This is a genomic window from Halodesulfovibrio aestuarii DSM 17919 = ATCC 29578 (genome assembly GCF_000384815.1).
Taxonomy (GTDB): Bacteria; Desulfobacterota; Desulfovibrionia; order Desulfovibrionales; family Desulfovibrionaceae; genus Halodesulfovibrio; species Halodesulfovibrio aestuarii.
This window is the reverse complement of sequence record NZ_ARQF01000019.1, coordinates 1-12,204: the sequence shown is the minus strand read 5'-3', so window position 1 is coordinate 12,204 and position 12,204 is coordinate 1. Positions and strand designations below refer to the sequence as shown.

General features: G+C 45.4%; 12 protein-coding genes. All 12 read left to right on the top strand.

The features are described from left to right. The first annotated feature begins 464 nt into the window (after positions 1-464). Positions 465-773 carry a 50S ribosomal protein L21 gene (gene rplU / locus F461_RS0104025; RefSeq protein WP_019999870.1) on the top strand — a complete coding sequence of 103 codons (309 nt, stop codon included), beginning with the start codon at positions 465-467 and terminating at the stop codon, positions 771-773. A gap of 25 nt (positions 774-798) precedes the next feature. Then, positions 799-1,071 (top strand): 50S ribosomal protein L27, encoded by a 273-nt coding sequence (rpmA, locus tag F461_RS0104020; protein WP_019999869.1) that lies wholly within the window; start codon positions 799-801, stop codon positions 1,069-1,071. Positions 1,072-1,255: 184 nt separating this feature from the next. Beyond that, entirely contained in the window at positions 1,256-2,374 is a 1,119-nt protein-coding gene (gene obgE, locus F461_RS0104015) for a GTPase ObgE (protein WP_019999868.1), read from the top strand. 14 nt (positions 2,375-2,388) lie between these two features. After that, a complete protein-coding gene (proB, locus tag F461_RS0104010; RefSeq protein WP_019999867.1) occupies positions 2,389-3,531 on the top strand; it encodes a glutamate 5-kinase in 1,143 nt (380 codons plus the stop codon). 134 nt (positions 3,532-3,665) lie between these two features. Next, positions 3,666-4,469: a bifunctional hydroxymethylpyrimidine kinase/phosphomethylpyrimidine kinase gene (thiD, locus tag F461_RS0104005; RefSeq protein ID WP_026364602.1), complete on the top strand. Its 804-nt coding sequence runs from the start codon at positions 3,666-3,668 to the stop codon at positions 4,467-4,469. Positions 4,470-4,771: 302 nt separating this feature from the next. Beyond that, complete coding sequence (locus F461_RS0104000) at positions 4,772-5,065, top strand: helix-turn-helix domain-containing protein (RefSeq protein ID WP_019999865.1); 294 nt, start codon at positions 4,772-4,774, stop codon at positions 5,063-5,065. Between the two features lie 11 nt (positions 5,066-5,076). After that, positions 5,077-5,469 (top strand): hypothetical protein, encoded by a 393-nt coding sequence (locus F461_RS0103995; RefSeq protein WP_019999864.1) that lies wholly within the window; start codon positions 5,077-5,079, stop codon positions 5,467-5,469. A gap of 184 nt (positions 5,470-5,653) precedes the next feature. Then, positions 5,654-6,427 (top strand): hypothetical protein, encoded by a 774-nt coding sequence (locus F461_RS0103990; protein WP_019999863.1) that lies wholly within the window; start codon positions 5,654-5,656, stop codon positions 6,425-6,427. A gap of 20 nt (positions 6,428-6,447) precedes the next feature. Next, positions 6,448-7,227 (top strand): GGDEF domain-containing protein, encoded by a 780-nt coding sequence (locus tag F461_RS17040; RefSeq protein ID WP_019999862.1) that lies wholly within the window; start codon positions 6,448-6,450, stop codon positions 7,225-7,227. A 250-nt stretch (positions 7,228-7,477) separates the two neighbouring features. Next, complete coding sequence (locus F461_RS0103980; RefSeq protein ID WP_019999861.1) at positions 7,478-10,390, top strand: insulinase family protein; 2,913 nt, start codon at positions 7,478-7,480, stop codon at positions 10,388-10,390. Positions 10,391-10,479: 89 nt separating this feature from the next. Then, a complete protein-coding gene (locus F461_RS0103975) occupies positions 10,480-10,914 on the top strand; it encodes a Fur family transcriptional regulator (protein ID WP_019999860.1) in 435 nt (144 codons plus the stop codon). A gap of 388 nt (positions 10,915-11,302) precedes the next feature. Then, a partial coding sequence (locus F461_RS17035) for a VCBS domain-containing protein (RefSeq protein ID WP_019999859.1) occupies positions 11,303-12,204 on the top strand: 902 nt, incomplete at its 3' end.

The following is a 12,204-nucleotide window of genomic DNA, read 5'->3' as shown; positions in this document are numbered from 1 at the left end:
AGGTTGTTGGTTGAAATGCCAAGAAAAAGCCCTGAATTTCAGGGCTTTTAAATATCGGGATAAGGTAAAACCTTAATGATTGCAGGGTCCGGAGAGAAAAGCCTTGGGGGAGGGCCTTGGTGCGGTACTTCTCTCCGGACACGAGATGAGACACACTCAGTTAGTGACTACTAGAAGCGTATGGTCCTGTCAGTTATAAATTTTCTTATCTGCAATGATATGTTCGCGGCATAAATAAGCAGAGCAATAAGGCAGTAGCTTTCCCGCCCCATATAACGGGGAGTATTTCTCTTTTTTGTTGGTTCAACTGGCTAAAAAGTGTAAATAGATACTTGTCAATCGCAAATCCACATGATAGGGCATTGCTTCCCTTTTGACATTGCTCTTAAAAAAGCAAACCAGGTTGACACCCTTTCCTTGGAAAGAGGTATAGTCTACCTTTCTTTCTTTGGAGGATAAATATTATGTACGCAATCGTCGAAACTGGCGGTAAGCAGTTCCGTGTTGAAGAAGGCGGAAAAATTTTTGTTGAGAAGCTCGAAGCAGAAGCTGGCAGCGAAATCATTCTCGATAAAGTTCTTTTGGTTGGTGGTGATGAGCTTTCCGTAGGCGCTCCTTACGTTGAAGGCGCTAAAGTTACCGCTGAAGTGCTCGAGCATGGCCGCGGCAAGAAGGTTATTATCTTCAAAAAACGTCGTCGTCATGACTCCCGTAAAAAGCAGGGTCACCGTCAGGCATACACTGCTCTTAAAATCAAAGGCATTGAAGCCTAGTTCATTTTTGAAAGGAGTGTAAATCATGGCACATAAGAAAGCTGGTGGTAGTTCCAGAAACGGCCGCGACTCGAACGGCCAACGACGTGGCGTTAAATGCTACGGTGGTCAGAGTGTTCTTGCTGGTAACATCCTTGTTCGTCAGCTCGGCACCAAAGTTTTCCCTGGTGAAAACGTAGGCATGGGTAGAGACTTTACCCTGTTCGCAAAGGTTGACGGCGTAGTTAAGTACGAAAAGTACATGCGCAAAAAAGCTGTGAAAACTCGTGTATGCATTGTTCCATTTGCTGCTGAGTAATCCACTTTTATAGTGACCTGACAGGCGGAAGTCGCAATGCGCTTCCGCCTTTTTTTTGTGTATAGAGCGGGTTTTACTGCGGGCAATGTCTCCGTACCCCGTTATACAATATCTCACCCTGTACGCACGCGGGCACATGCGATATAATTTCGCAAAAATCTAACCATAAGCAAGGCAACTAATTATGCGTTTTGTCGATGAAGCAATCATCAATATTCGTGCCGGCAAGGGCGGCAACGGCTGCGTATCTTTTCGCAGAGAAAAATTTATCCCTAAAGGTGGTCCGGACGGCGGCGACGGCGGTGATGGCGGCAGCGTGTATGTACGCGGTTCCTCCAAATTGCTTTCCCTCTACGACTTCCGTTTAAAGCGTAACTATGCGGCAGAAGGCGGCCATTCCGGTGGCGGTAGCCAGATGTTCGGCCGTAAAGGTAAGGATCTGATTCTTGACCTGCCTGTTGGTACGCTTCTCTATGCTATTCGTGCAGATGGCGTTGAAGAACTTGTGGCTGACCTTTCCGAACCGGATGAAGAAATTCTTCTTTGTCGCGGCGGGCGTGGCGGTCATGGTAATGAATTTTTTAAATCAGCAACAATGCGCACTCCCCGCTTTGCCCAGCCCGGTGAAGAAGGTGAATCGATCAAGGTTCGTCTTGAGCTTAAAATACTTGCTGATGCCGGCCTTCTCGGCCTTCCAAATGCTGGCAAATCTACTTTTATTTCTAAAGTATCCGCTGCTCGTCCAAAGATTGCAAATTATGCATTTACGACCCTTACACCAAATCTTGGTGTAATGATTAACGAGTATGATACTGACCAGCGTATGGTTATTGCGGATATTCCGGGTCTGATTGAAGGCGCACACGAAGGTCAGGGGCTTGGACACCGCTTTTTGAAGCACGTAGAACGTACCCGTTTCCTCGTCCATATTCTAAGCATTGAAGACGTTGACTTGGAAGATCCTTGGTCCGGTTTCGACCTTATTAACGAAGAGCTTGTTAAGTTTGATACTGTGCTCGGTGATCGTTTGCAGATTCAGGTCATAAACAAAATTGACCTTGCTGATGCAGAGCTTGTAGAGCATCTTAAGGAAAAAGCTGCTGAAGATGGTCGTACCATCTACTTCATGTCTGCGCTTGACGGTGTTGGTGTAGAAGAAGTGGTAGAAGAGATGTGGAGACTTCGTGATACTCTCGACATGAGCGCGCCAGTTAACACTGCACGTACATGGGAACCTGAGGACGAAGACGAGGATGACGATGACTTCTCCGATGTAGAAGTTGTATGGGTGACTGAAGAATAAATCGCAGGTGAATCATGGATTGGGAACAAGAGCGCGAGCAGGTTCTGAACCAGGCTAAATGTGTTGTTGTTAAAGTGGGTAGCGCTGTCCTTACTTCCGGTTTGGGGGTTGACCTTACCGTTATTAAAAACCTTACACATCAGCTGGCGCAGTTGCATGACCGTGGGACACAGGTTGTGCTGGTTTCTTCCGGTGCGGTCGCCGCAGGCAGAACTGTTCTGAAAACATGTTGTGAGATTAAAGGCGTTCCAGACAAGCAGGCTGCCGCAGCTGTTGGTCAAGGGAGACTCATGCATTTTTATAATGAAGAGTTTACCGCCAACGGCAAGTTGTCTGCACAAGTTCTGCTTACCCGTGATGATTTGAAAGACCGTAATCGTCTGCTTAACGCGCGTAACACCTTTGCGTCCTTGCTTGCGTGGCGAGCTATTCCTATAGTGAACGCTAACGATACGGTAGCGACTGCTGAATTGGCGTTTACGGATAATGATAATCTTGCCTCTTTGCTTCTTAACGTTGTGAATGCGGATTTGTACATAAATCTCACTTCTGCAAAAGGTGTGTATACTTCCAACCCTGATGGTGATTCTAACGCTAAGCCAATTGAAGTTATTGAAGACATTCAGTCTCTTGATCTTGAGGCTATGTGTGGCGGTAAGACTACAGTAGGTACAGGTGGTATGCTCTCCAAGCTCACTGCTGCTGGTCGTGCCGCCCAGCTTGGTGTTCCGACACTTATTATATCCGGTTTGCAGAAAGACGCCATTGTTCGAGCCTTTTCCGGTGAAAAAATGGGCACATGGGTTTGTCCGGATAGCAAAAAAGTTTCCAGCCGCAAATACTGGCTTGCCTATCATTCTGATCCGGAAGGATCAGTCATTGTCGATGCCGGTGCGGAAAAAGCACTTGTTGAACGTGGCAAAAGTTTGCTTCCGGCAGGGATTATCCGTGTTGATGGCGTATTTGGTCAGGGTGCCCTTGTTCGTGTTGTTTCAGAAGATGATGTTGTCATTGGTATGGGGCTTACAAACTATGCATCCGGTGATCTAAAAAAAGTTTTGCGTAAGCATAGCGATGAACTGGAAGCCATTATGGGTGCCAGTTGCTACACAGAAGCGATTCACCGTGACAATTTGCTCATGGACGCCGTTGTTTAAAAGAAAGTTAAGCCCTGCCGCAAACGTAGCAGGGCTTTTTTATAATGCTTTTCAGCGTGATTATGCAGGGCGTCTTCCTTGCGAGTATCCTGTCCTTGGGTAACGCTGTAGGCAACCTTTCAGGAGATCATAGAATGCAAAAACATCCATGCGTGCTTACTATTGCTGGTTCAGATTCCGGTGGAGGCGCGGGAATTCAGGCAGATTTGAAAACAATGACCGTGCTCGGTGGGTTCGGTACAAGTGTTATTACGGCGTTGACTGCACAGAATGGTCTGGGCGTAACAGGGATTCACGCGCCGGAACCGGACTTTGTTGTGCAGCAGCTAACAACCGTTTTGGAAGGATTTCCGATTGCTGCAGCCAAAACGGGTATGTTGTTTTCTGCACCAATTATTACTGGTGTAGCAGATGTACTTATTAAGCACAGTTTCCCGCTTGTAATTGATCCTGTATCAGTGAGCACTAGCGGCCATGCGTTGTTACAGCAGGATGCCGTAGACGCTCTTGTCGAACGAATCCTTCCGCTTGCAACTGTGGTGACACCTAACAAGCCGGAAGCAGAAATGCTTGCCGGTATCAAAATTACAACAGAAGCAGATGTTGCAACAGCAATTAAGCGTATTCTTGCCATGGGGCCTAAAGCCGTGTTGCTGAAAGGCGGGCATTTTGATGAGAACAATGAAGAACTGGTTGATTGGTTGGGATTCCCTGATGTAGCTCCTCTCGGGATACACCATTCGCGTGTTGCAACAAAAAATACGCATGGTACAGGGTGTACTCTATCAGCCGCAATTGCGACATTTTTGGCACATGGCTTTGAATTGAAGCCAGCAGTGAAGAAGGCGCAGATTTATTTATCTCATTGTCTGCGCAACAGCTATACCCCGGGTGAAGGCTTTGGGCCTCCCAACCACGCTGCCCCGTGTGAGCGGTAGTTTCTGCAGTAATTTTGTCCGAATGTTTATTTCTTCAAAAGCTTCGATATGATCGAAGCTTTTTTGTGCTCGAATAAGCAAATAGCATGTAGTGTATTTTACTTTAACAATACGTATGATTTATTTGATGCCAGTGTTTCAAAATAGAAACAAGTTGTGTAGAGTGGTCTAAATGCAGGTAAAGTTGACATTGGTTGATCGAAAGTTATACTGTTACCCATAATTCATTAAGAGTCGGCAGTAAGGTGTTCTGGTAGGCAGAATAGCTTTACGCTGCATTGTAATCGCATTTGGTATTAACATTGAGTATTGGCATAAAGCATACGTACACACTTGGTGAGGCAGCTGAACTTCTTAGCTGTCATAAAGAGACCATTCGCAGAGCGATTAAAGACGGTAGCCTGCAAGCAGCAAAGCTTGGGCGAGGCTACAGAGTCTCTCGTGTTGATCTTGAAGCTTTTTGGCAAGCTCAGGGGGGCGGTGTATTGTTCGAGAAGGTCGAACAGCAGGTTGTCGAACCGGAACCGGAGCGGGAACCGGTAGACACAAAACCTAAAAAACCGCGGGGGCCGGAACAGCTAACGTTACCCACCTAAGGAGGTCCGGGATGACTATGCTTTCTGAATCCAATGGCATGAGAACGTTTATGCTGCCGAATGATATCGGTGCAGATATGGAGTTTACAGGAATGCTGTGCTCTGAAAATTCGTACCATGACCATGAGGCGGGAACTATCACAAAACAGCGTCTTTATCTTACAGACGCTAAAGAACAAGTCTACTCCGTCGTTGTCTCTGATGGAGTGAATAAAGATCAAAGAGTTTACAAAATGCGCGTTGAGAACGATCAGTGCCGCATTGATAACGGACTTTTTGATGTTGCCTTAGATTTACACTTACTGGCCTCTGTCGTCCGCGGATTATGCGGGCTGGACAGCACTTCATGTGCAGATGATTTCTTTTCCACGATGGTTGAAACGTTGCATGCCGCTAATGGCTAGCATGGGTATTGCCTAGCAATCTATATTAAAAATTTGAAGACGCACTCTGTAAAGCGTGTGCTTTTGCGCTGTTGTGCTCAAATTTATTACCTTTGCTTTTCATGTGTTGCGTTTACCATACTGCTACGTTATCACTGTAATATGGTGGGCTGGACGTCTCTATTGTTATAGTGAAGGGTAGTGTATGGCGGATATAAAACACGATTTTGATTTACTGGAGATGCCTGTGGAGGGCGTCGCAGCTTACTGGCTGTCGTTAAAGAAGTTGGTGGGCAACAAAAAAAATTTTAAACCTATTCATGAAGAGGCACAGCATACCTCGGAAGAATATATTCGATACCTCTTAGAGATAGGTTTCGGCAATTTTTCAGAAGAGACCATCCGGAAGATGGCGCAAGTTAAAACACAGACCATGCTCAGTTCTATGGAGCGAAGGTTTGACTGCATGCGGGTTGCAGTGCTGGATGTTGCAACTGTGGAGAATCCTCATCGAAGCGTTGCAAAGCTTTATGCTGATTTTCCTCAGGCACCGCTTCCAGGAGACAAAGCCATCCGGTTTGCTCAGGAGCTTTTGCGGTTGATGCCGGACAAATACAAAGGGCGGGAGCGTTTTTTTGATGTCGGGTACAAGGTGCCGGATGATAAGCTTATTGTGGCGTTGCTCTTTTATATTTTTTACGCGCGGCATGAGGGGAAGGATGCGTGTCAGGCCTTGTTGCCACTTATCTCATCCGTGTACTTCAGGGACGCTCTCTCAATGGTGATCGACGGATTTGATGTTCCTTTTGTCCGAAAATGGTTGAAGAAACACAAGAAAGCGTTGCTTAAAGACATGCAGTTTAAGTGTGCTATGTCTACTGAACTTTGCATAGGAATCGCTTCGCGTATGGATTACGAGGACCTGCATTCAATTGCTAGAGCGTATCTGCATTCCAATGGAGGGACGCAGAGTGTTTAGCTGCTTCTGAGGAGTGACAGATGCTGCGCATTATTCAGAATATATTTTATCTTAATGAGCAAAGCCGGTTTCAACGAGCTGCTCAGGCATTTCTTTTAGGTATCTGTGCCCCTTTGGGATGGCTCGGTATTACTCACGTACTTCAGTTGAAAGTAGTTGATCCTCTGTACGAAGTTGCGCTGTATTCATACATAACAGTAGGTAGTACCTTTGTTATGGTCGGGTTTGCGCTGTGTATAAGTAAAAGTGAAGAGCATTTTGCCAGAATGAGTCTGTTGGATCCGCTTACTTCGTTGTATAATAGCAGGTACCTGCTTACACGGGCTGATCAGGAATTTGCTCATTTAGAGCGGACAGGCCAGAATATGGCGTTGCTCATGGCTGACATTGATCACTTTAAGTATGTGAATGACAAGTACGGGCATTCTGTAGGTGATATAGTCCTGCAACAGATTGCCCATATTATGCAGACAACAGCCCGCAAGACTGATATTGTGGCGCGAGTCGGCGGTGAGGAATTCGCTCTTCTGCTGCCGGGTTCAACAACTGATGGTGCAATGAGGCTTGCCGAACGTATCAGGGATCGGATTGAACATACTCCGATTGTCCTGCCGGATGGGCGAACCTTGAATGTTAAAATATCATTGGGAGTGTCTTCAACTGAAGAGTTTTCTCCGCAGATATTTAATGAGTTGTATGAAAGTGCAGATAACGCGTTGTACCGTGCAAAACGCGATGGTCGTAACCGTGTTGTCAAAGCTGTTGAAACTGACCCCCTGACAAGCGAAGTTGCGTGTTAGAAAAAAAATTTGATGCAGGGTACAGAGGGTGAGCTTTGTACTATATTCTGCAGTTACAAAAAGATATGGCAATAAGCCGACGCATTCTTGTGTCGGCTTATTGATTTGTTGAAAGCTGTGCAACTATTGGTTCAAAGACAAAATATATGGACGGCGAACAAGCCTATCTATATCTTATTGTATCATAAAGATTACTGTTCTCTGCAGGCAGGCAGAGACGAGAGAAAAATGGATATTCCGGAGGAAGACAATGACAGAACAGTTCGGCTTTGAACTTGTTGATGAACAGCGTGTAGAAGAGTTGGCAACAACTGCCCGTTTGTGGAAACACCGTAAAACTGGTGCACAAGTGCTGTCTATGAACAATGCCGATGAAAACAAGGTGTTTGGCGTATCCTTCAGAACTCCACCATCCGATTCAACAGGTGTTGCGCATATTCTGGAGCACTCCGTGTTATGTGGGTCAGAAAAGTTTCCTGTAAAAGAGCCGTTTGTAGAATTACTTAAAGGTTCTTTGCAGACTTTTTTGAATGCGTTTACCTATCCGGATAAGACTTGTTATCCTGTAGCTTCAACCAATCTTCAGGATTTCTATAACTTAATAGATGTTTATCTTGATGCGGCGTTTTTCCCACTCATTAATGAGCAAATTTTTGAGCAGGAAGGCTGGCATTACCATGTTGAAAATGTTGAAGACCCGTTAAGTTACCGTGGCGTCGTATACAATGAAATGCGTGGTGCTTACAGTTCTCCGGATAGTGTGTTGCATGAGCGTTCTCAGCAGTCACTTTTTCCGGATATCACGTATGGTCTTGATTCCGGCGGTGATCCTGAAGTTATTCCTCAGCTTACGTACGAGCAGTTTAAAAATTTCCATGAGACTTATTACCATCCTTCCAACGGGCGTTTTTTCTTCTGGGGCGATGATGATGAAGCAAAACGTCTTGAAAAGCTTTCAGGAACCTTGGAGCGTTTCTCCGCACTGGAAGTAGATTCGTACGTACCGCTTCAGGAAGAATTTGAGCGTCCCGTCGCACTGCTGGAAGGGTATGCTGCTGGTCCTGCAACCAGTGAGCATCAGGGACGAGCTATGTTTACTATGAACTGGCTGCTTCCTGAAACTTCCGAAGCAGAATTGAACCTCGCATTCCAGATGCTTGAGCAGATACTTATAGGTATGCCTGCGTCTCCATTGCGTAAGGCTCTTATCGAGTCTGGCCTTGGTGAGGATCTTGCGGGCGTCGGTCTGGAAAACGAATTGCGTCAGATGTATTTCTCCACCGGTCTTTCCGGTATTAAATCTGAGAATGCAGACGTTGTTGAAGCTCTGATTTTTGATACGCTTAACGGCCTTGCTAAGGACGGTATTGATAAAGAGTGTATTGAAGCTGCTGTGAATAGTATTGAATTTGATCTCCGTGAGAACAACTCCGGTCGGTTCCCCGTTGGCTTGTCCATAATGGTTCGTTCCTTGACCACGTGGCTGTACGACGCCGACCCGTTGGCTCTTATTGCATTTGAAGAGCCTCTTAATTTTATTAAAGAGCGTCTTGCTAATGGTGATCGTCTGTTTGAAGACCTTATCAGCGCATTCCTCGTGGGCAATAATCATCGCACAACAGTGCTGCTTGTACCGGACGAAGACTTGCAGGAAGAGCGGACAAAACGGGTAGAGAAGTGTCTTGCCGAAGTTCGTAATGAAATGAGTAGCGCGGATCTGGCTGCTGTTGTTGAAAATACAGCTTTGCTACAGAAAATGCAGCAGACTCCGGATAGTGATGATGCTGTGGCTAGTATTCCTCGCCTTACTATCGAAGACATTCCTGCAGAAAATAAGACAATTCCGCAGAAAGAAGCAGCACATTCCGGTGTGGCTGTGTATACGCATGATCTGGAAACAAACGGGGTTGTGTATGCTTCGGCTGCGTTTGATGTTGCCGGGCTGGAAGCTTCGTTGCTTCCGTACGTACCACTTCTTGGTCGATGTTTGACTGAGGTCGGAACAGACAAGCTTGATTTTGTTGAGCTGGGTATGCGGATTGCAGCAAAAACAGGTGGGATCAGTGCCGATCTTATGACCGCGACCACGATTGGTGAGCGTGATCCGCTTGCAAAACTTGTGGTTTACGGCAAAGCTACTGAAGATAAGGTTTCTGATCTGTTTGAGTTGTTGCAGACCGTGGTTCTGGATGCCAAGCTTGATAATAAGGAGCGCTTCCGTTCTATCGTTCTGGAAGAAAAATCTCGTATCGAACAGGGGATTGTTCCGTCCGGTCATATGATAGTCATGTCCCATCTACGTGGCTGCTTTGATGTAGCAGGCTGGGTGGCTGAACAGACTGGCGGTATCAGTTATCTCGGATTCATTCGTACTTTGGCTGATAGGATTGCTGGAGACTGGGATGAAGTGCTTGCTGATTTAGAGCATGTTCGTGCAGCTATTCTTAAAAAGTCTGAAACGATTATTTCTGTCACTGCTGAATCAAGTGGGCTTAATGCTGTAGATAGCCTTGTGAAAGGTTTTATTGAAGTTTTGCCTGAGCGTCCAGTTGAATCAGCGTTATGGCAGCCAACCTTTGCTATTGCAAATGAGGCATTCCTTATTCCTGCACAGGTCAACTATGTGGGCAAGGGTGCTGACCTATACGCACTTGGCTATAAATATCATGGCTCTGCTAATGTGATTTTCAAACATCTGCGTATGGGATGGCTTTGGGATCAAGTTCGCGTGCAAGGTGGTGCGTATGGCGCGTTTGCAGCGTTTGATCGCAGTACAGGCGTTCTTGCGCAGGTTTCCTACCGCGATCCGAACCTTGAAAATACGTTGAAAGCATTTGACGGATCAGCTGCGTATTTACAGAATCTCAAGCTTGGTAAGGCAGAATTGGAAAAGGCTATCATAGGTGCTATCGGAGATCTTGATACTCATATGCTTCCTGATGCTAAAGGTTCTGCCGCTGTTACTCGTAAAATGCTTGGTGATACTGAAGCGATGCGTCAACAGATGCGTGATGAGATTTTGTCAACAACGCTTGATCATTTCCACTCTTTCGCCGATGTGCTCCACGCAGCGGCAGAAAAAGGGCATATCTGCGTGCTTGGTGGAAACGGTGTGCGCGAAGCTGCAGAAACGAATGGCTGGAATATTAGTGAAATTCTGTAGAGTCTTGCAGAGTAGAGTAAGCTTGCTTGCGATTTGTGTTGAGTAAGTATATTGTCTTATATCATTTGTGAAACACAAGCCGAGGACGTATGAAAGAGCCAATTCAAGTCTTTGCTGATTATATTGCAAAGAATAGCCTGAAGGTTACTCCGCAGCGTATGCTGATTGTTGAAGTGTTTTTAAAAGATGAAGGACACTTAACTACAGAAGAATTGTACGAGCGCGTTAAGAAAGCTGACCCCTCAGTTGGGCAGGCAACCGTGTATCGAACTATGAAGCTACTCTGTGACTCTGGTATCGCTAAAGAAGTTCATTTTGGCGATGGCGTAGCTCGTTATGAGCAAAGTTACGGTAGCAAACATCATGATCATTTGATCTGTGAACGATGCGGAAAAAATTTGGAAGTAATTGACGACCAGATAGAACGCCTACAGGATGAACTGGCTGCTAAGCATGGTTTTGTTCTGACTAGTCACAGGATGTACCTATATGGTGTGTGTAGTGACTGTCGATCTGGCAAGTAAGGCTTTCATAATACTGACTGCTATGAAGCGGAGGAACTTAGTTTCTCCGCTTTTTTAATTTATTTATGCAATGGTAAAGTTAAGTGCGATCGTACTGTCGAGGCTTGTTAACAAAGATTTACTTTTAACATTTATCCTGTGCTACTTTTACGATCATATCTAATACATTGAAAAGAAAAGAAAAGAAAAAGTAGTCATCTTTTTCTTGTATTAGTGCCCTGAAAAGAAAGGAAAAAAACTATTGAAAAATAGATAATCTAATGTTCTTAATATGTTTCATTTAATATATTTATAGTACTAAATTTGATATAGCTTTTTTTGATGTCATTTAAGATTGGGGTTTGGGGAAGCTGTCAATCTTATTTGTATTTCCCACAGGGGGGGAATAATGGTCGCACATAATAAAAAGATTCAGATAGTAAAAAAGCCTGCTGCTGGTGAAGTTCTAGAAGTTGCCGTCAATGCTGAACAGGATGTTTCTTTCAATTTTGATTTGAACACAGTTCAAGCTACTGAAGACGGGAATAATCTTATCTTAACGTTTGAAGACGAATCTGTTCTTAAGCTTACGGGGTTTGCAAATAATCCTGAGTCGATTGTAGTCGTTCTGCAGGACGGCACCGTTCTTTCAGCGGAAGCAATCATGGATGCCATAGGGGAAGATGGTGTCATTGATACAGCTGCGGGTGATGCGTCTTCATCACCACATAGTTCCAGCTTGTCAGACCTGAGTGGGTTTGATTCTGTTTACGATGGCCTTCAGAATGAAGAAATCCGCCATGCTTATGATGACCCCAGCCTATCTTCTTCTTCTCCCTCTTCTAATTCATTCGTAACTGAAGTTGAAAACACCCCTGTTGTTGCCGTTAATGACAATAATGAGACTATTGATGCTTTTAGTGGCAACGTAACAGCAGAAGAGTACAAAGATATTTTTAATGGCGTTGCCTCCAACCCTGTCGTGTCAGGTAATGTTCTTACAAATGATATTGATCCTGACGGTGACGTTTTAACAGTTACTCCGTTTACATCTAAGGGACGGTACGGAACATTTACCCTCGGATCAGATGGTAACTGGACGTATACTCTGGATAATGAAGATTCAGACGTTGTGGCATTGGGTGATGGGGGAACACTTACGGATTCTATCACCTACACTGTTTCTGATGGGCAGACTTCAGATAGTGCGTCGTTGACCGTGACGATTCACGGCACGAACGACGGTCCGGTCTTCGAGAGCGGCCTGAGCGGTTCCGTCACGGAAGATACGCTTGCGGCCGACGGCAGCGT